This window comes from Streptomyces sp. A01, from assembly GCF_059026195.1.
In genome coordinates this window covers 20,728-39,266 of record NZ_JBWLKN010000003.1, presented here as the reverse complement: position 1 = coordinate 39,266, position 18,539 = coordinate 20,728, and the positions used below count along the sequence as shown (strand labels likewise).

Here is an 18,539-nt window from a genome sequence, read left to right as displayed (position 1 = left end):
GGGGCGCGGGTACCGGCGGTGGCCTGGTGGGGGCCGGGTGGCACCCGGTCGTGCGGGTGGGTGGCGGGGGTCAGCCGCCCGTCCAGGGACGGCTGAGGCAGAAGGGCTGTCCGGAGGGGTCCAGCAGGACGGTCCACTGCTCGCCGCCGGGCTGATGGCCGGGCTTGGTCGCACCCAGTTCCAGCAGGCGCTTTTCGGCGGCCTCGGGGTCCTCGAAGGCCAGGTCGAGGTGGAAGGGGAGTTCGTCGGCCGGCCAGTTGGGGGCGGTGAAGTTCTTCGCGGTGTAGAAGACGTAGGTGGTCGTTCCGTCGGTGACGAGGAACGCGGTCGGTGTGCCGTTCTCGTCGGGGAAGGACTGGGTGACCTTCCAGCCGAGGGCTGCGGCGTAGAAGTCGGCGAGTGCCTCGCCGTCGTGGCCCCAGAAGGCGTACGAGGAGACGGTGCCGGTCGGGGCGGGGGCGCTGGTCATGGTGGTCACCACTCCTTCTTCTGCGTGACGCCGATGACATAGCCGTCGGGGTCGACGAAGTAGAAGAGCTGCTGTCCGGCGACGGCGGCCTCCTTGGTCACCGTCACCAGCGGCCGGATGCGGGCGACGTACGCGTCGAAGTCGTCGACGGCCAGGTAGAACATGCCGAACGCGCCGACCGGGGTGTCGGCAAGGACGGGCAGCCAGGTCCGCAGGTGCTCATCGCGGCAGACCATGAAGGTGAACTCGCCCTCGAACAGGACCATGCGGATGTCGTCGTCGGGGTTGTTGGCCGAGGGGAGGGCGGTGAAGCCGAGCTTCTCGTAGAAGTCAACGGATGCCTGGGTGTCCTTCACGCCCACGCAGGGGGCGATGGCGGGAGCCTTCATGGTGATCACTCCTTGGGGGAAGAGCGGGGCCGGGCCCGCACGGGGCGGGCGGCGAGACCGGCGCACTGTCGGCGTCCGGTGGGGGCGGGTGTGTGGCGGGTGCCGCGCCCCCGCATTCGTAGTAGTACATGAGTACTGTACTGTAACTCAAGAAAAGGGAGCAATACGGACAAAAGAAACGGTAGGTGAGTGTAGCGGTGTCCGCGCCCGGGCGTGGGCCGGTCGCGCGGCTCTGTCGCCGCAGTCGCACGTCCAAGCGCAAGTAGCAGCGGCTCTGCGGGGCGATGCCGACCGCTGGGCCCATCCAGGCCGCCCTCCCGCCGGTCTCACCGACTGGAAGAGGGTTACAGTACGTACGTACACTACTGTTCTTCGCCCTGTCTGGAGTGCTCCGTGGTCCCCGAGAAACCTGTCCGACGCCGACGCGATCCTGAGCGGCGGATCGCGGACATCGTGGCCGCGACCGAGCGGGTCATCGCCGCCCGGGGCGTCGAGGGCCTCACCCACCGCGCGGTCGCTGAGGAAGCCGGGGTTCCGCTGGGGGCGACCACCTACCACTTCGCGACGAAGGAGGATCTGCTCGCGGCGGCGCTGACCCGTGCCGTCGAGCGCTTCGCCGCCTACCTCCACGAGTGGGTCGCCAGGCGCCCCGACCTCACGCACGAGCAGTTCGCGGTACTGCTCACCGACGCGCTGCTGCACAGCTTCGGTCCTGAACACGACCAGCAGGTGCTGGAGTTCGAGCTCTATCTGGCCGCTCTGCGCCGCCCGGCCCTGCGGCTGATCGCCGACCGCTACACCGAACTGAACCTCTGGGCGCTGAACCAATACACTGACCCGGATACCGCCACCGCGGCCGCCGCCGCCCTCAATGGCATCAGCCTGCGCGCCCTGGCCAACTCCGCCCCGCCCACCCGTGTCGAGGTCGAAACCATCCTGCGCCGCATCCTCACCCCCAATCCCGCCTGCACTCCTGTCCGCACGGACGCCGGGCCGGCCGAGCAGGAGGCGGACCGGTGAGCCTGCGCCGCAAGGTCACCGACAGCGAACGGCGGGCCCGCCTGGGCCGCCGTCACCTCCTGACGGCCACCGGCAAGGCGGCCCGGATCGAGGATGTCGCCGACGCCCTGGTCGGGCTGCACGCCACCGACCCGGCCACCGTGTTCCTGTCCGCCGCGGCCCGGCTCGCCCAGCCGAGCGTGGCCGAGGTCGACCGGGGCCTGTACGACGACCTCACGGTGACGCGGATGCTGTGCATGCGCCGCACCATGTTCGTCGTCCCCACCCCGCTCGCCCCGGCCGTGCACGCCTCCACCGCCCGTGCGGTCGCCGCCAAGGAACGCACCCACCTGCGCACCCTGCTCACCGACGCGGGCTGGGGCGCGGCCAAGCTCGCCCGCTCCGAAGAGGAGTTGCTGGCCGCCCTGGCGGAGCGGGGCGAGGCCACCGCCGTCGAGCTGAGCAAGGACGTGCCGGCTCTGGCCGAGCAGCTGGTGCTTTCTCCCGGCAAGAGCTACCAGGCACGACAGGGCGTCGGTTCACGCATCATCCGGGTGCTGGCCGCCGAGGGCCGCATCCGCCGGGCGCGGCCGCGCGGCCTGTGGACCTCCAGCCAGTTCCGCTGGACCCTCCAGCCCGCCTCGGCGCAGGACACCCCGGAAATCGACGCCGCCGAAGCCAAGGCGGAGGTGGCCCGCCGCTACCTGGACGCCTTTGGCCCCGTCACCGCCGACGACCTCAAGTGGTGGACCGGCTGGACCGTCACCGACACCCGCAAGGCGCTCGCCGCACTCGGCGCCGAGGACGTCGACCTCGACGACGGCAACACCGGGTATCTCCCAGCCGACTGGGACAAGCGGGCCAGCGACGCCGCCGAGCCGTGGGTCGCCCTGCTGCCCGGTCTGGACCCCACCGCCATGGGCTGGCGCCACCGCGCCTTCCATCTCGACCCCGGCCACGTCCCCGCGCTGTACGACCGCAACGGCAACATAGGTCCCACCGTCTGGGTCAACGGGCACATCGTCGGCGCCTGGGCCCAGCGCGCCGATGGCCGCGTCAACCACGAGCTGCTGGCCGACCCCGGCTCCGAGGCCCGCACAGCGATCACGGCCGCCGCGCATGCCCTGGCCGACTGGCTCGGCCCCGTGCGCGTCACCCCCGCCTACCGCACCCCCCTCGAACGCCGGCTCGCCACCGCGTAAAGGCCCAAGGGCGTCAGCCCGCCCTTGCGTGATCCACGGTGCCACCACGGGCGGTGCGGCGACGCGGCCGCCTCCGCTGAGGTCCGCCCGCCACGCGAGAACAGGCGCAGGTGACAACAAAGAACGACCTTCCGGTGCCAAGTAGTGCGAACAGGCTCAACCAGGGCCCAGCTCAGCAGCACCGCGGTGTCATCGAGGTGTCGGACTGGGGCGTGAGCCGGAAGGCCGGCAGCCCGTGTGTGTAGGGATCGAGTGCGAGGGTCAGTGTCGCGGTGACCGCGTCACCGAACGCGGCCCCGCGCGGCTTCACCGGCATCGGGGACGAGTCCAGAACCTGGCCCTGCCGGTGGACCCCCATCCGGCCGGAGACGTCGGCCCAGCGCGATCTGCGAGAACCCTCTCGCCGCCCTCACATCCCCCAGGCCGGCGAGCTGTCGCGCAGCGGACTGCCCAGATCAATGGCGAGCTGACGTTGCCAGAGCGGCCGGACGATGTGCGCCTGGCCGACGGAAGGCACGCTGGTCGCGTCCGCCAGCTCGGAGAACGTCATCACCTGCCCCTCCCGGCCGCCGATAGTCGTGAGTAACTGGAAAGTCTCAGTCACGGGTCGCGGTTCAGTGCGAGTCGTCAGATGACCTCCACCTCCTCCGCCTGCATGCCCTTCTGCCCGCGGGTAGCAATGAACGAGACCTGCTGGCCCTCCTTCAGGGACTTGAATCCGTCCGACCGAATGGCCTTGAAGTGCACGAAGAGGTCATCGCCACTCTGTGGCGTGATGAAGCCGAAGCCCTTCTCATCGTTGAACCACTTCACTGTCCCGGTCTGCCGATCGCTCATGTCCACCCCAGGGAAATCCTGACGGCCTCGTGCCGTCGGACTGATCTTGGCTCGCATGTGCGGAGCGCAAACACAATTGCCGCCAAGAGCGAACATCGGCAGATCCCCGCAGGATGATCGCATATAGGTGCGAAGCGATCGGGCTGAGCACAGGACAGGCTGAGTGAACTGCTCACAGGCCAACTGGCGCGCTCGGTCGCACGCGCTGTGACCGAGAATTTTAGTTGACACATCTCGCTCTGAGCCGTGCAGGTCAGGGCGACTTGGAGAACCCTTGTTGGCACCTCTTGAGCGGGATAGTTGGCACCTCAGGGGCGCGGATGCTCACTGCGCGTGAGGGTGGTGGGCGGCGTCGAAGCCTTGATGGACGTCGAACGTGGCCTGTTCACTGAGGTTCTTCAGCGGTGCCGCTCCAGGGTGAGTACGGCTTTGGCAATCGACGTCATGTGGTTGCAGCGGGCGGGACGGAAGATCCTCAGGACTTGAGGTGGGCAAGGCCGTGCTCCGAGGCCCAGCGAGCGGGAGTTGACCCTCCCCTTACGTCAGGCTTGAGGCTGTGTACCGATGAAAGGGCAGGTGGATGAGCTACTCCGTGGGGCAGGTCTCGGCCTTCGCCGGGGTGACGGTGCGGACACTGCATCACTACGACAAGGCGGGGCTGCTCTCGCCCAGTGACCGCAGCCACGCCGGATACCGGCTCTACAGTGAGGCTGACCTGGTCCGTCTCCAGCAGATCCTCTTCTACCGTGAGCTCGGCTTCCCTCTCGACGAGATCGCCGCGATTTTCAAGGATCCGCAGGTGAACCCCTTGGAGCGGCTCCGGGCCCGGCAGCGGCAGCTGAGTGAGGAGATCGCCAGGCTGCAGCGGCTGGCCGAGGTGGCGGAACGGGCGATTGAGGTCCAGAAGACCGGGGTGCCCCTGACTCCTCAGGAACGCTTCGAAATCTTCGGTGAGATCACCTTCGACCTGAGCTATGCCACCGAGGCAGAACTGAAGTGGGCGCACTCGGAGGGACAGCGCGAGGCGATGGCCCGCGCGGCTGCTCACACCAAAGAGGATTGGTGTCAGCTCATGGGCGAGGCCGCCGCCTGGCGCGCGGAGCTGCTCGCGGCCTTCGACGAGGGGGAGCTGAGCAACGGCGAGCGGGCCATCGACCTCGCCGAGGAGCACCGCTTGCACATCTCACGATGGTTCACCGCCTGCCCGCCCGACATGCACCGGCGCATCGCGGACGACTTCGTCACCGACCCGCGCGCATTCGCTCTGGTCATACCGCCGTCGCAGCAACGCCCGGGCCTGGCCGCCTATACGCGCAAGGCGGTTCACGCCAACGCGGACCGCCACGCAGGTGGCCGTACCGATTCCGAGGAGGACCAATGAGGATACTGATCGCCGCAGCCGGATCGCGCGGCGACGTCGCGCCCTACACGGGTCTGGGCACCGAACTATGCCGGGCCGGATACGACGTTACCCTCGCCACCACAGACACCTTCGCACCCCTCGTACGCGACGCAGGGCTGGAATTTCGCAGCCTCCCCGCCGACACACGGGTGCGCGGCAGCGTCACAGGCAAACGTGAACTCATGCGCACTGCTGCCGCGTTCATTACCGAACTGGGTCAGGGCTTCGCCGACGTGATGGACGGTGGCACGGACCTGCTCCTGCTGTCGACCACCACGGCTCCGCTCGGCTGGCACCTCACCGAGGCCACGGGCACACCGAGCCTCGGCGTGTACCTCCAACCCACCGAACCGACCGGCGACTTCCCGCCCGTCGTCACAGGCTCCCGCTCACTGGGCCGTCTCGCCAACCGAGCCACCGGACGCTTCGCACTGCGCATGGCCGACCGCGTCTACGAACAGGCTGTCGCAAAGCTGCGCCGCCGCCTCCAGCTGCCCCCGGCCTCACCTTCCGAGATGCGCCGACGACAGGAACAGGCGAATTGGCCCGTCTTGCATGGCTTCAGCACGGTCCTGATGCCTCGTCCCTCCGACTGGCGATCTGGCCTGGAGGTCGTGGGCAACTGGTGGCCCCATCATCAGGCGGCCGAACGGCTGCCTACTGATCTGGAGGACTTCCTGCGTGCCGGACCCCGACCCGTCCTCATCGGCTTCGGCAGCATGGCGGCCGGTGACGGGGAGCGGCTGAGCGAGATCGCTGTGCAAGCCCTGCGCCGCGCCGGGCTGCGCGGCATCCTCCAAGCTGGCAGTGCCGGGCTTGCCGCCGACGGGAACGACGTGCTCACGATCGGGGACGTACCGCACGCCTTGCTGTTTCCACGGCTGGCTGCGGCGGTCCACCATGGCGGGGCCGGCACCTCGGCCGCCGCGTTGCGTGCTGGAGTGCCTGCGGTCACCGTGCCGGTGACTGCGGACCAGCCGTTCTGGGCGGGGCGACTCGCCGCGATCGGCGCCGCCACCGACCCGATCCCCTTCCGAGCCCTCACCGCCGAACGGCTTGCCGACTCACTTCATCAAGTAGTGAAGCAGCAGGCACACAGTCGAGCCGCCGCAAGAGCGGCGCAACATCTGATGACCGAGAACGGAGCAGGTCAGACGCTCAAGACCATCCAGCAGCTGACCGATGGATGACGCCAATCCGTTCCTCGTCCTCCTTACTGCCCTTCTTCAGTCTGGGCACCGATCGGGTGACGGCTGAGGGCGCGTAACAGGCCAGGCCCCCGGATTGTTGATGGAGATGCCTGACGTCTCAACCAAGCAGCCCTGGAGACCTCGTTGGTCATCTACCCTGCCGCGCTCGACGTGCCGCATGCGCTCGTGAAGTGGGTCACCATGCTCATCGTCACCCGCGAGGGGGACCGGCGCTGCAAGCTGCGCCCGTCTCAACGCGCGATGGTGGCGCTCGTGTACTTACGTGAGCACATCACGTTGGCGCAGATCGCCGCAGGTTTCGGGATCAGCGAGTCCACCGCCCACGCCTACACCACCGCGGTCACCGACCTGCTCGCCGAGCGCGCTCCGGGTCTGCTCAAGACACTGCGTGAAGCCGATCCGGACTTCGTCCTGCTGGACGGCACTCTCGCCGAGTGCGACCGCGTCGGTGACGGGCGGGCGGACTACTCGGCCAAACACCGCCGCCATGGCGTGAACGTGCAGGTAGTCACCGATCCTGGCGGCCGGCTGCTGTGGCTTTCCCCCGCGCTGCCGGGTCGCGCCCATGACCTGACCGCCGCCCGAACCCACCGGATCATCCGTATCTGCGAACGCCAGGGCATCCCCATCCTGGCCGACCTCGCTTACCAGGGAGTGGTCAAGTGCCCAACCCTGCAGGGCTTCTCGGCGCCGTCGATAATCGACGGGAAATGACGTCGAGTAGATCTCGCCGGCGATGCCGTCGAGCGCCTTGTGGAACTCAAAAGGGTCGACCCGGCTGACGGCTACTCCTGTATGAAATTTTGCTCCATGGCTAGGGATTCCCAAGTACGCCGCAGAATCTCCCATGGAACCGCCGAGGACCCATTGCACTAGACGAACTGCTGCTGTCCTTCGTAAGAGCTTGGGTGATGTCTCGGGGGCATTGGGAAGATAGCGTTTGAACCACTCCTTCTCCAAGAATGCAGGAATCTGCTCAGGGCGGTAGTCATTGCGTGTGGCTGAGCGGATGTTGGCGGCACCTCTGGTCATCCGGAATGATCGTGTCAGCGGTTCAATGGCGGTTCGGAATTCACGAGAGCAAGCTTCTTCGTGTCTCGATACGAGTCCGTTCCAAGATGCCCGTCCAGCCTTGTCCTTGAACCCCTCACGAATGAGAGGGGCCAGGGCTTCGCGAAGATCTTCGGCATCGATGAGTGAACGCGCCGCTGACAAGAGTGCCGCGCTTGTGGCAGCATCTCGGAGGAGCGCATCAATAACCTGATATCTGCGGGTCCCGCCTCCACCTGTTCGCCGGTAATCGATCTGGCCTGAAACGTAGAGGTCAACGCGATCTCTGTATTCAGGATCAATAAGATCCCTGCTTCCTGGCCATGACGCACTGAGGGCAGCGACGACGAGCCGTAGGTGGGTGAAGAAGGATGCGGCATCCTCATGCGAGGTTGTGAGGGTGAGAGTCTCGATGATCTCCCGTTGCAGGGCAAGCAGAGAATCCGCCGGATCCAGCCTGTGCCCCCCAGTGGCGATTTCGTCGAGCGGGCAGCCGCATGCCCTGCTCATACGCTTCCGGACCCCCGAAGCCTCAACGGTCCATCGGCACTGCCCGGGACGCAACGTATGGTCGTTCGACCGCCGCATCAGTGTGGCGCTGTCTTGTGCCGGCTGGCCGCAATGAGGGCACTGATCCCGCAAAAATGCACCGTGTTCCGTGCAGGCGAAAACAACGGGGAGGTGCCACTCCTTTTTCCATGAGCCTCCATAGAGGATACGGTCCTTTTCGGTATCACCAGTGAGGCATCGCGGACGGAAGCGTGGAGTAATGAGGAGCCAACTGTCCGGCCGAAGAGGCTGTTTCGGCCCAGGAAGGGAACGAAGTATTGGGGGATACCGGTATTTCCAGGCGGACAAGGTGAGTGAAGTGACCTCTTCTCGGGTAAGTCGTGTCGCCTGGCCGAAGATCTTGGTGGTGTCACTGTCAAGCTCCATCAACGCATGGCGCCCCATGCGATTGCGCTGACGGTCAGTGCTGTGCAGGCCCGTGAGGCTTGCCAGATGCACTGGAGAGATTCCAAGACGATATGAGAGCCTCCGCAGGTAACCCCCCATTGATTCATTTTGGATCGGGTTCAAGCTTCGGGGTAATGGGTGCATAGTTGTTTCAACTCCCCGTTGCGCCAGCAGGGCCGTGGTCGTCGAAGACGGCGTTCCGGGGCCTTTTCGCCCGCTGGGCTTTCTTGCCGTAGGCCGACAAATCAGTCGGAATTACGGGCTCGTCAGGCGGCTGCTCGGGCTCGTCCCGGCGGAGCACGATCTCATCCAGTAGATTCTCGTCGATCAGTTCCTTCTCGGATTCCATGGCCTCATAGGCACCGTCCTCCAGCAGGCGTCCCAGCAGACCGACGACGCCACCGGTGCGACGCATCAAATACTCCGGCATAGCGCCACCGGTATGCATTCCCCCCTTCGAGTTCAGCAGCCGCAGGTGGCGCTCGATCCCCTCCAAATGGTCGACGAACGCCTGAATCTGCTTCGGGGTGGAGTAACGGAAGCGGTCGATTTCGATGAGCTCGAAGCGGTGCTCGGTCTGGGTGATCTCCAGGCCGTGGATGCGGGTCGACTCCAGCGGCGGCATCTCCCACTGCCGGGTCTTCCTGTTCCACTTGGCCTCGCGCAGCAGCCCGATGCCGGAGATATTGACGCCCGTCAGGATCAGGGTGACGTCCAGGCTCATGAAGGCCCGCATCAGATCAAGGACGTCCTGGTCGTCGGCTCTGTGCATTCGAAGCCGACTGATGTCGTCCAGAATCAGCGCTTTGACGCCATGGTCGTGGAGCGAGTCGGCGACCTGCCGTACCAATTCCGGCAGGGTGGCCGCCTTGCGGATCGGGGCACGGAAGAAGCCCAGGATTGATACACAAAGGCTCTTCGGGGTCGCTGTCACCGGGGTCGAGACGTAGACGACCGGCGCGTGAAGATCACGCGTGCTTGGCAGGGACCCGGGGATGAGGCAAGTGTGCAGCTTCAGCCACTGGTCTTCGAAGACGGCCCCGGCTGAGCAGACAGAGGCCGTCTTGCCGTAGTTGCCCCAGCCGCCGATCATGACGCCGGCGCGCGTTGGGTCGTCCTTCTTCCTCGTGTTGCCGCTCAACCGGCGCCGGATCAGCTTGTTGACCTTGTCGTGCATGGGGGTGTCCTGCAACGGGAGGTTCGCGTTCGTCAGTTCTCGGCAGAGGTCGTAGTCGTACTGGCGGCTTTCGGGGAGCGTCGCCCACTTCCGCAGCGGGATCACCGGGGCGGGAACGAGCAGGCCGCAGTGGGTGCGGTAGTGCTGCCAGCCGACGTAGGTGTCACGGGGCGGGCGGTTGCCCAGGATCAACTCGGCGATCTTGGATCGTGAGGGCAGGCCTTCCAGCGGATCACCGCGTGAGAGGCACCGGGTCACTCGTCGTCCTCCCGGAGAGTTGTTTCGCCTTCCGAGGCATCGGAGGGCGGAAGCCGGAACATGGGCCGCCGCCTCAGGGCCTCGTGCAGCGTCGGCGGGGCGATCGGCCTGGTTCCGGCGAGTGCTTCCTCGCGTCGTCGGCGCCTGTCGGCGTCGACGACGCGGTCGATCGTGCGGGCGTGCTCGGCCCAGGACACAGGCATTTCGGCTGGGACAGGCTCGTCTGCGGGTGTCGGCGCGGCGGGGCGGTCGGCCGCAGCGGCCTGTGCTCGGGTGATCTCGCGGGCCTGGGCGACCCGCTGCTTCTTCCCGGTCGTCTTCTTGGCCTGGCTGGGCCACTGGTCGACGGGGGTGACCGAGCCCAGGATTCCCAGCAGATGCTCCAGGAGCTCGCTCTCGGAGTGGATCCTGATGTTGTTCGCCCTCACGTGTGTCAGAAGGGCGTCGGCGGTCTTGTCCGAGAAGGCGGGGATCTCACCGTCGGGCGGCAGCCCTCGCCAGCGCAGGATGTGCCAGGTCTCATGATCGGCGTCGTCCTGGAAGAACACCTGACGGCGGTCCCTTCGGTCGCTGCGGACCACCCACTGGCGCGCGTGCTTGCCGCCCCGGGCGGAGGGCTGCTGGAAACGCGGCTCGTCGAGGACCGGGTCGTAATACCAAAGCCCGAGGATCTTCACTCCCCTGCGCGGATGGACCTTCACGTGGTGCTTGCGCAGGACCTTGTAGTAGAAGCTCGGCTCGGGAAAGTCCAGGTCGAATCCGCCCTGTTCCATCGCCGCGGCGAACAGCGTGTTGGGGCTGTGGTCCTCACCCGGCGCCCAACGCGGGGCATATTCGCCTAATTTGCGGTTCTGCCAGATCTGGACGATCCAGGTCGCGATGATGTGCTCGGCCTGTGCGAGCGTGAGGCTCGCGTCGCGTTCCGGGTCCGTCCCGCGGTCGGCGACGTCACCGCCGGTGAAGCCCAGCAGGTGCTCGAAGAGCATGGTCTGGACGGTGAGGAACTGGCGCTCGACTGCGAACTTGTCGGTCTGGCGCAGGACGCGGGCAGGAAGGATGCGGCAGCCGATCTCCCGCTCGGCCTCCACCAGGTCGTGGTTCTTGTAGGGGCCGCCGTGGTCGGTGGTGACCGTCTCCAGGGCGAAGAACGGCAGAGCGGCGACCTTGTGCCCGGTGAACTCGGCGATCACGTCGGCCGGAACCCCGGCGTAGGGCCATTCCATGTCCTCGCCCCAGCCGTCCCGCATCGGCAGCGGCAGCATCACGTCCCGCAGCAGCATCGCGATGTCGACCGAGGTGTCGGACTGCAGCGTGAGCCGGAAGGCCGGCAGACCGTGCGTGTAGAGATCGAGCGCGAGGGTCAGCGTCGCGGAGACCGCGCCACCGAACACGGTCTCGCGCAGCTTCACCGGCATCGGGGTCGAGTCCAGCACCAGCACCTGGCCCGGCCGGTGGACCACCATCCGGCCGGAGACGCCAGCCTCTGCGGCGGCCTCGGCCGTCCGCCCGTAGCGAGGCCGGGCTCCGCCGGGCCCGAACCACTCCTCCCAGACGGTCGAGAACGTCCAGCGGGAAGGGATCTTCTCGGTGGGAAACGTCGGGAACCGCTCGCTCATGTATTGGTGCATCAACCGGTGTCTGGCGGCCCAGCTCAGGCCAGCGCGTTCGCGGCACTCGGCCTTCACCGCAAAGATCGCTTCCCGGACCTCTTCGGTGATGCTGCGGTGCCCGCCGCGTCGCCGTGTCCAGCGCCCGTCCGCGCAAGCCAGCAGGAGGCTGTCGCCCGCCAGCCCCGAAAGACGCATCAGAGTCCGGTAGCTGAGGTGCTGCAGGCCGAGCCGGACCGCCTCCGGACGGGGCAACGCCTCCAGCTCCGCTGCCTTCGAGCGGCGGCGCTCGGTCAGCGTCGTGCGGCCCGGGTCGTAGGCAGGCCGGGGCTCACCCGGCAGGGCCCGAGTCGGGTGCCCCTCCCGGAACCCCGTCTCAGCTTCCAGCACGTGCGCAGCCCGCAGCTGGGCCCGGTCCAGCTGGTCCTTGGTCAGGTCCGCCAGGGTCCTCGGCTGCTGGGCGACTGGCGACGGAGGCCCCGACGCTTCGGCCCTCGGCAGGAGCCGCAGGTCGGGATGGTTGATGAGCCAGCGGAACGAGCGGATCTCCATGCGGCCGTCGTCATCCGCGAGGACGAGCCGACCGTACTGACCATGGACAGCTTCGACCGTCCACTCGACGCCGTTCAGCGCGACCCGCCTGCCCGGCGCGATCTGCAAGAACCCCTTCGCCGCCATCACACCGCCCAGATCAGCGAGCTGTCACGCAAGGGACTGCCCAGGTCAACACCGAGCTCGCGCTGCCAGACCAATCGGACGATGTTCGCCCGGCCCACGGACGGCACGCTGGTCGAGTCCGCCAGCTCACAGAACGTCATTACCCGCCCCTGCTGACCGCCGATAGCGGTGAGCAACTGGTCCCGCATGCCGAGCAGGTCCCTCGCCGGCCGCCGACGGGAGGACAGGTGATCAAGGACGCTCCAGACATGCGGCCGCCAGCCAGCGACCACCGAGTACCGCCACCCGCAGGCGGCTGCCACTTCCCTGGCCGCCGCGAACTTCAGCGCGTCCTCTTCCTTGATCAGCTCCATCGGCCGGACGTCCATCAGCCACATCTCGCTGCCGATCACGACCAGGAAGTCCGGAATGTGCCAGGCTTCCCCGCCCGCATGCTCGAAGTCCAGCCGGAACGGCTGCGACAGCACCTCCGATGCCCTCAAGAAGTCCAGCGCGACCAGCAGACGCATCTCCTCCAACGACTCGAAGCCGTGTGCCCGGCCCGTGGAGGCCATCACCTCAAGCCCGGGGCGATGCCGCTGCTTCGCCCGCCACGTGAACCCCCGCATCGGACGGGACGACAGCACCGGTACGCGCGCCATATCCCGGATCGGCCAGCAGGCCTTGCCCTCGCCCACCTGCCATGTCGAGCTCCACCGGCGTACCCAGTCATCCCCGAGCCTCAGCCGATCCCGCAGCCCCGCGTCGCCGTCGTACGCGATGACAAGCTGGTCCAGATGACTTGAATCCGACGGGATCTTCGCACTCGTCGCCTCGCTCACTAACCCAGAGCAGCACCACTCGACCGGCGATACGGGCGCTTCTTCAGTACTGACCGCAACACAGCGTTACGAGACCAAGATGTGCCAACTAGCGCTCTCCATGTGCCAACTAAAATTCTCGGTCACACGCGCCCGCCGCGACCGCACCGAGCCCCATTGCATAAAACTGCCATGCTCCGTATAGTCATGCCATCACGGAGGAGGGTTCTATGGTCGTACGAGCAGCGGTGGCCGGGGCGAGTGGGTATGCGGGCGGCGAGGTGCTGCGCCTGCTGCTCGGGCACCCCGGCGTCGAGGTCGGCGCGCTGACCGGGAACTCCAACGCGGGGCAGCGGCTCGGCGCGCTGCAGCCGCATCTGGGGCCGCTCGCCGAGCGGGTGCTGGCGCCGACCACCGCCGACGCGCTCGCCGGGCATGACGTCGTCTTCCTCGCCCTGCCCCACGGGCAGTCCGCCGAGGTCGCGCGGCAGCTCGGGCCCGATGTGCTGGTGATCGACTGCGGGGCCGACTTCCGGCTGCGGGACGCGGCGGACTGGGAGGCGTACTACGGCTCGCCGCACGAGGGGACCTGGCCCTACGGGCTGCCCGAGCTGCCCGGCGCGCGGGACGCGCTGCGCGGGGCCAAGCGGATCGCCGTGCCCGGCTGCTACCCGACCGCCGTCTCGCTCGCGCTGTTCCCCGCGTACGCGGCGGGCCTCGTCGAGCCGGAGGCGGTGATCGTCGCGGCGTCCGGGACCTCCGGGGCTGGCAAGGCCGCCAAGCCGCATCTGCTCGGCAGCGAGGTGATGGGCTCCATGAGCCCGTACGGCGTCGGCGGAACGCACCGGCACACGCCCGAGATGATCCAGAACCTGTCGGCCGTCGCCGGGGAGCGCGTCAGCGTCTCGTTCACGCCGACCCTGGCCCCGATGCCCCGGGGCATCCTCGCGACCTGCACCGCCAAGGCACGGCCCGGGGTGACGGGCGACGACGCGCGCGCCGCCTACGAGAAGGCGCTCCGCGACGAACCGTTCGTGCGCCTCCTGCCCGAGGGGCAGTGGCCCGCCACCGCCGCCGTGTACGGGGCCAACGCGGCTCTGCTGCAAGTCGCCTACGACCAGGGCGCGGGCCGTCTGATCGCCATCAGCGCCATCGACAACCTCACCAAGGGCACCGCGGGCGGGGCGGTACAGAGCATGAACGTTGCTCTCGGTCTCCCCGAGGAGCTGGGGCTGTCCACCGTGGGCGTCGCGCCGTGACCCGCCTCGCCGGTCGCGCCGTACGCCATCCGCCCGCCGCGCGCGTGCCGCGACCGGGCGCGAGCCCCGCACCACCGCCCCCATCCCACAGCGCAGACAGCGCAGACAGCGTGGTCACGGAAGTGAACGGAGAAGCACAGTGAGTGTCACGGCAGCACAGGGATTCACGGCGGCGGGCATCGCCGCCGGGATCAAGGAGAACGGCAACCCGGACCTGGCCCTCGTGGTCAACAACGGGCCGCGCCTGGCCGCCGCCGGTGTCTTCACCTCCAACCGCGTCAAGGCCGCCCCCGTGCTGTGGTCCGAGCGCGTCCTCGCGGGCGGGCAGGTCTCCGCCGTCGTCCTCAACTCCGGTGGAGCCAACGCCTGTACGGGGCCGCTCGGCTTCCAGGACACCCACGCGACCGCGGAGAAGGCCGCCGAGGTGCTGGGGCACAGCGCCGGGGAGGTCGCGGTGGCCTCCACCGGGCTGATCGGCCTGCGGCTGCCCATGGACAAGCTGCTGCCCGGCGTGGAGACGGCGGCGGCCGCCCTGAGCGAGCACGGCGGGGAGAAGGCCGCCATCGCCATCAAGACCACCGACTCCGTGCACAAGACCGCCGTCGTCACGAGCCCCGACGGCTGGACCGTCGGCGGCATGGCCAAGGGCGCGGGCATGCTCGCCCCCGGTCTCGCCACCATGCTCGTCGTCCTCACCACCGACGCCGACGTCGACGCCCCGGCCCTGGACAAGGCGCTGCGCTCCGCCACCCGCACCACCTTCGACCGTGTGGACTCCGACGGCTGCATGTCCACCAACGACACCGTGCTGCTGCTCGCCTCCGGCGCCGCCGCGGTGACGCCGGAGCACGACGCGTTCGCCGAGGCCGTCCGCGGTGTCTGCGACGACCTGGCGCGGCAGCTGATCGGCGACGCCGAGGGCGCCTCGAAGGACATCCGTATCGAGGTGGTCGGCGCCGCCAGCGAGGACGACGCGGTCGAGGTCGGCCGCTCCATCGCCCGTAACAACCTCCTCAAGTGCGCCATCCACGGCGAGGACCCGAACTGGGGCCGGGTGCTGTCAGCGATCGGCACCACCTCGGCCGTCTTCGAACCCGACGAGCTGAACGTCGCCATCAACGACGTGTGGGTGTGCAAGAACGGCTCGGTCGGCGAGGACCGCGACCTGGTCGACATGCGCTACCGCGAGGTCCGCATCACCGCCGACCTCGCCGCCGGTCAGGAGTCCGCCGTCATCTGGGCCAACGACCTCACCGCCGACTACGTCCACGAGAACAGCGCGTACTCCTCATGACCCAGACCGCTTCCTCCTCCACGCCGACGGCTCCTGCCAAGCCCGCGCCCACTTCTCCCGTCCAGCCCATCCCGGCGGCGCCCCGTAAGCACACCGCCCTTCCCAAGGCCCGCACGCTCATCGAGGCGCTGCCCTGGCTGACGCGGCACCACGGCAAGACCGTCGTCATCAAGTTCGGCGGCAACGCGATGGTCGACGACGACCTGAAGGCCGCCTTCGCGCAGGATGTCGTCTTCCTGCGGCACGCCGGTCTGCGCCCCGTCGTCGTGCACGGCGGCGGCCCGCAGATCAGCGCGCAGCTGGACCGCCTCGGCCTCACGTCCGAGTTCAGGGCGGGCCTGCGGGTCACCACCCCGGAGGCCATGGACGTCGTCCGGATGGTCCTCGCCGGGCAGGTGCAGCGCGAACTGGTCGGGCTGCTCAACCAGCACGGCCCGCTCGCCGTCGGCATGACCGGCGAGGACGCCCACACCATGACCGCCACCAAGCGCTACGCCACCATCGACGGCGAGTCCGTCGACCTCGGCCGGGTCGGCGACATCACCCACGTCGACGCGGGCGCCATACAGGCCCTGCTGGACGACGGCCGCATCCCGGTGGTCTCGTCCATCGCGCGCAGCGGTGACGCCCTCGACGCGGGCGGGGACGTCTTCAACGTCAACGCCGACACCGCGGCCGCCGCGCTCGCCGCCGCGCTGGGCGCCGAGACGCTGATGGTCCTCACCGACGTCGAGGGCCTGTACGCGGACTGGCCGGACAGCGACGAGGTGATCAGCCAGCTCACCGCGACCGAGCTGGAGACCCTGCTGCCCGAGCTGGCCAGCGGCATGGTGCCCAAGATGGAGGGCTGCCTGCACGCCGTACGCAACGGCGTCACCACCGCGCGCGTCATCGACGGCCGCGTACCGCACTCCATCCTGCTGGAGATCTTCACCGACGAGGGCATCGGCACCATGGTCGTACCCGACACGCCCGACACGCCCGACACGCCCGGTCAGCCCGCGAAGGGGGCGGCATGAGCAGCGCTCACGACCACGAGGGGGACGGCATGACGAATACCGCGCTCACCCAGCGCTGGCAGGACGCGCTGATGGACAACTACGGCACCCCGCGCCTCCCGCTCGTGCACGGCGCGGGCACCCAGGTGTGGGATGCCGACGGCACGGTGTACCTGGACTTCGTCGGCGGCATCGCGGTCAACTCGCTCGGCCACGCCCACCCGGCCGTCGTCCGTGCCGTCTCCGACCAGATCGCCACCCTCGGCCATGTCTCCAACCTCTTCGTGGCCGAGCCCCCGGTGGCGCTCGCTGAGCGGCTGCTCCAGCTGTTCGGCCGGCCCGGGCGGGTGTACTTCGGCAACTCGGGCGCCGAAGCGGTCGAGGCGGCGTTCAAGATCGGTCGGCGGACCGGCCGGCCGCACATGGTGGCCACCACCGGCGGATTCCACGGCCGCACCATGGGCGCCCTCGCCCTCACCGGCCAGCCCGCGAAGCAGGAGCCCTTCCTGCCGCTGCCCGGCGACGTCACCCACGTCCCGTACGGGGACGCCGAGGCGCTGCGCGCCGCCGTCACCACCGACACCGCGCTGGTGATCATCGAGCCGGTGCAGGGGGAGAGCGGGGTCATCGTGCCGCCCGCCGGATACCTGGCCGCCGCACGCGAGATCACCCAGGCCACCGGAACCCTCCTCGTCCTCGACGAGATCCAGACCGGCATCGGCCGCACCGGCCACTGGTTCGAATGCCAGGCCCAGGGCGTCGAGCCGGATGTCGTCACCCTCGCCAAGGGCCTCGGCGCCGGGCTGCCGATCGGCGCGACCGTCGCCTTCGGCGCGGCCGCCGACCTGCTGACGCCCGGTCAGCACGGTTCGACCTTCGGCGGCAACCCGGTCGCGTGCGCCGCCGCGCTCGCCGTTTTGGACACCATCCAGTCCGAGGGAATCCTCGACCGCGTCAAGCGCGGCGGGGAGCGGCTGCGGGCCGGAGTCGAGTCGCTGCGGCACCCGCTGGTCGCCCAGGTCCGTGGCGCGGGGCTCTTGCTGGGTATCGTGCTGCACGAGCCGCTCGCGCCGCGGGTTCAGCGGGCGGCTCAGGACGCGGGTTTCCTGGTGAACGCGGTCGCGCCGGATGTCATCCGGCTCGCTCCGCCGCTCGTCGTCACCGACGCCGAGATCGACACGTTCCTCCAGGCGCTGCCCGCCGTCCTCGACCGCGTACCCGCGCCACACGGGGCGACGCCGCCCGACGGGGAACAACGATCCGGAGACTGACACCACCATGACCGAGGCGCAGGAGAACGAAGCACTCGCCGCGGAGCAGCACGCGGGGCCGGCCGTGCCGCAGACCCGCACTGCCCGCCACCGCCGGATCGTGGACATCCTCAACCGGCAGCCGGTCCGCTCCCAGAGCCAGCTCGCCAAGCTGCTCGCCGACGACGGCCTGTCCGTCACCCAGGCGACGCTGTCGCGCGACCTGGACGAGCTGGGCGCGGTGAAGATCCGCAACACCGGCGGTGAGCTGATCTACGCCGTGCCGAGCGAGGGCGGCGACCGCAAGCCCCGCGCTCCGCTCGGCGAGTCGGCGAGCGAGGGAAGGATGGGCCGCCTGGCGGGTGAGCTGCTGATCTCGGCGGAGGCGTCCGCCAACCTCGTGGTCCTGCGGACCCCGCCGGGTGCCGCCCAGTTCCTCGCCTCCGCCATCGACACGGCCGAGGTGCACGACATCATCGGCACCATCGCCGGAGACGACACGCTGCTGCTGATCAGCCGCGAACCGAACGGCGGCCAGGCCCTCGCCGACCATCTGATGCGGCTGGCCCAGCGGGCCCGCTGAGCGGCACACCGAAGCGCCGCCCGCCCCCGGTCACCGGGCCTAACGGGCGGGTGGCGCGGACCAGTTGGTCACTCTCGACACCTCCAGGACGCCACGGTAGCGTGGGCCGCGCCCCAACT

The 18,539-nt window shown here is 68.7% G+C and carries 16 protein-coding genes and 2 pseudogenes; 10 read left to right on the top strand and 8 right to left on the bottom strand.

What is annotated here, in order from left to right; translation table 11 throughout:
• Positions 1 to 70: 70 nt before the first annotated feature.
• Positions 71 to 469: a VOC family protein gene (locus AC5P1B_RS04600; RefSeq protein WP_493884892.1), complete on the bottom strand. Its 399-nt coding sequence runs from the start codon at positions 467 to 469 to the stop codon at positions 71 to 73.
• 5 nt (positions 470 to 474) lie between these two features.
• Positions 475 to 858 carry a VOC family protein gene (locus AC5P1B_RS04595; protein ID WP_493884891.1) on the bottom strand — a complete coding sequence of 128 codons (384 nt, stop codon included), beginning with the start codon at positions 856 to 858 and terminating at the stop codon, positions 475 to 477.
• Between the two features lie 393 nt (positions 859 to 1,251).
• Here AC5P1B_RS04595 and AC5P1B_RS04590 point away from each other — a divergent pair, with 393 nt between their 5' ends.
• Both AC5P1B_RS04590 and AC5P1B_RS04585 read left to right on the top strand, forming a co-directional pair.
• Positions 1,252 to 1,878 (top strand): TetR/AcrR family transcriptional regulator, encoded by a 627-nt coding sequence (locus AC5P1B_RS04590; protein ID WP_493884890.1) that lies wholly within the window; start codon positions 1,252 to 1,254, stop codon positions 1,876 to 1,878.
• Positions 1,875 to 3,059: a winged helix DNA-binding domain-containing protein gene (locus AC5P1B_RS04585; RefSeq protein WP_493884889.1), complete on the top strand. Its 1,185-nt coding sequence runs from the start codon at positions 1,875 to 1,877 to the stop codon at positions 3,057 to 3,059. The genes AC5P1B_RS04590 and AC5P1B_RS04585 overlap by 4 nt, the downstream gene beginning before the upstream one ends.
• A gap of 409 nt (positions 3,060 to 3,468) precedes the next feature.
• Here AC5P1B_RS04585 and AC5P1B_RS04580 read toward each other — a convergent pair whose 3' ends face one another.
• The gene (locus AC5P1B_RS04580; protein ID WP_493884888.1) at positions 3,469 to 3,609 is read right to left on the bottom strand and encodes a hypothetical protein; all 141 of its coding nucleotides are present in this window, start codon (positions 3,607 to 3,609) and stop codon (positions 3,469 to 3,471) included.
• A 77-nt stretch (positions 3,610 to 3,686) separates the two neighbouring features.
• On the bottom strand, positions 3,687 to 3,896 hold the full coding sequence (locus AC5P1B_RS04575) for a cold-shock protein (protein WP_493885409.1): 210 nt from the start codon (positions 3,894 to 3,896) through the stop codon (positions 3,687 to 3,689).
• Positions 3,897 to 4,476: 580 nt separating this feature from the next.
• On the opposite strand from AC5P1B_RS04575, the gene AC5P1B_RS04570 reads away from it, so the two are divergent.
• From AC5P1B_RS04570 to AC5P1B_RS04560, 3 genes and pseudogenes are all read left to right on the top strand, one after another.
• Positions 4,477 to 5,277, top strand: a complete 801-nt coding sequence (locus tag AC5P1B_RS04570; RefSeq protein ID WP_493884887.1) for a MerR family transcriptional regulator — start codon at positions 4,477 to 4,479, stop codon at positions 5,275 to 5,277.
• Positions 5,274 to 6,488, top strand: coding sequence for a glycosyltransferase (locus tag AC5P1B_RS04565; protein ID WP_493884886.1), 1,215 nt, complete (start codon positions 5,274 to 5,276; stop codon positions 6,486 to 6,488). Before AC5P1B_RS04570 ends, AC5P1B_RS04565 begins: the two co-directional genes overlap by 4 nt.
• A gap of 144 nt (positions 6,489 to 6,632) precedes the next feature.
• A pseudogene (locus AC5P1B_RS04560) lies at positions 6,633 to 7,163 on the top strand (transposase); the annotation flags it as partial.
• Between the two features lie 1,047 nt (positions 7,164 to 8,210).
• Here AC5P1B_RS04560 and AC5P1B_RS04555 read toward each other — a convergent pair.
• From AC5P1B_RS04555 to AC5P1B_RS04540, 4 genes and pseudogenes are all read right to left on the bottom strand, one after another.
• A pseudogene (locus AC5P1B_RS04555) lies at positions 8,211 to 8,660 on the bottom strand (TniQ family protein); the annotation flags it as partial.
• A 7-nt stretch (positions 8,661 to 8,667) separates the two neighbouring features.
• Positions 8,668 to 9,885, bottom strand: coding sequence for a TniB family NTP-binding protein (locus AC5P1B_RS04550; RefSeq protein WP_493884885.1), 1,218 nt, complete (start codon positions 9,883 to 9,885; stop codon positions 8,668 to 8,670).
• A 62-nt stretch (positions 9,886 to 9,947) separates the two neighbouring features.
• Complete coding sequence (locus tag AC5P1B_RS04545) at positions 9,948 to 12,236, bottom strand: transposase (RefSeq protein WP_493884884.1); 2,289 nt, start codon at positions 12,234 to 12,236, stop codon at positions 9,948 to 9,950.
• Positions 12,236 to 13,057 carry a TnsA-like heteromeric transposase endonuclease subunit gene (locus AC5P1B_RS04540; RefSeq protein WP_493884883.1) on the bottom strand — a complete coding sequence of 274 codons (822 nt, stop codon included), beginning with the start codon at positions 13,055 to 13,057 and terminating at the stop codon, positions 12,236 to 12,238. The genes AC5P1B_RS04545 and AC5P1B_RS04540 overlap by 1 nt, the downstream gene beginning before the upstream one ends.
• Before the next feature lie 209 nt (positions 13,058 to 13,266).
• Between AC5P1B_RS04540 and argC the strand changes: the two genes are divergently transcribed.
• The 5 genes from argC to AC5P1B_RS04515 all read left to right on the top strand — a co-directional run bounded on the left by argC (position 13,267) and on the right by AC5P1B_RS04515 (position 18,420).
• Entirely contained in the window at positions 13,267 to 14,295 is a 1,029-nt protein-coding gene (argC, locus tag AC5P1B_RS04535; protein ID WP_493884882.1) for an N-acetyl-gamma-glutamyl-phosphate reductase, read from the top strand.
• Positions 14,296 to 14,434: 139 nt separating this feature from the next.
• Positions 14,435 to 15,589 (top strand): bifunctional glutamate N-acetyltransferase/amino-acid acetyltransferase ArgJ, encoded by a 1,155-nt coding sequence (argJ, locus tag AC5P1B_RS04530; protein WP_493884881.1) that lies wholly within the window; start codon positions 14,435 to 14,437, stop codon positions 15,587 to 15,589.
• Positions 15,586 to 16,608, top strand: coding sequence for an acetylglutamate kinase (gene argB / locus AC5P1B_RS04525; RefSeq protein ID WP_493884880.1), 1,023 nt, complete (start codon positions 15,586 to 15,588; stop codon positions 16,606 to 16,608). Before argJ ends, argB begins: the two co-directional genes overlap by 4 nt.
• Before the next feature lie 29 nt (positions 16,609 to 16,637).
• A complete protein-coding gene (locus tag AC5P1B_RS04520; RefSeq protein ID WP_493885407.1) occupies positions 16,638 to 17,858 on the top strand; it encodes an acetylornithine transaminase in 1,221 nt (406 codons plus the stop codon).
• A 7-nt stretch (positions 17,859 to 17,865) separates the two neighbouring features.
• Complete coding sequence (locus tag AC5P1B_RS04515) at positions 17,866 to 18,420, top strand: arginine repressor (protein WP_493884879.1); 555 nt, start codon at positions 17,866 to 17,868, stop codon at positions 18,418 to 18,420.
• The last annotated feature ends 119 nt before the right edge of the window (positions 18,421 to 18,539 follow it).

Excerpts from the sequence above, each read along its gene's own strand:
- AC5P1B_RS04600 (WP_493884892.1), bottom strand. The coding sequence starts at position 469 with ATGACCAGCGCCCCCGCCCCGACCGGCACCGTCTCCTCGTACGCCTTC.
- AC5P1B_RS04595 (WP_493884891.1), bottom strand. The coding sequence starts at position 858 with ATGAAGGCTCCCGCCATCGCCCCCTGCGTGGGCGTGAAGGACACCCAG.
- AC5P1B_RS04580 (WP_493884888.1), bottom strand. The coding sequence starts at position 3,609 with ATGACGTTCTCCGAGCTGGCGGACGCGACCAGCGTGCCTTCCGTCGGC.
- AC5P1B_RS04575 (WP_493885409.1), bottom strand. The coding sequence starts at position 3,896 with ATGAGCGATCGGCAGACCGGGACAGTGAAGTGGTTCAACGATGAGAAG.
- AC5P1B_RS04570 (WP_493884887.1), top strand. The coding sequence starts at position 4,477 with ATGAGCTACTCCGTGGGGCAGGTCTCGGCCTTCGCCGGGGTGACGGTG.
- AC5P1B_RS04565 (WP_493884886.1), top strand. The coding sequence starts at position 5,274 with ATGAGGATACTGATCGCCGCAGCCGGATCGCGCGGCGACGTCGCGCCC.
- AC5P1B_RS04545 (WP_493884884.1), bottom strand. The coding sequence starts at position 12,236 with ATGGCGGCGAAGGGGTTCTTGCAGATCGCGCCGGGCAGGCGGGTCGCG.
- argC (WP_493884882.1), top strand. The coding sequence starts at position 13,267 with ATGGTCGTACGAGCAGCGGTGGCCGGGGCGAGTGGGTATGCGGGCGGC.
- argB (WP_493884880.1), top strand. The coding sequence starts at position 15,586 with ATGACCCAGACCGCTTCCTCCTCCACGCCGACGGCTCCTGCCAAGCCC.
- AC5P1B_RS04520 (WP_493885407.1), top strand. The coding sequence starts at position 16,638 with ATGACGAATACCGCGCTCACCCAGCGCTGGCAGGACGCGCTGATGGAC.
- AC5P1B_RS04515 (WP_493884879.1), top strand. The coding sequence starts at position 17,866 with ATGACCGAGGCGCAGGAGAACGAAGCACTCGCCGCGGAGCAGCACGCG.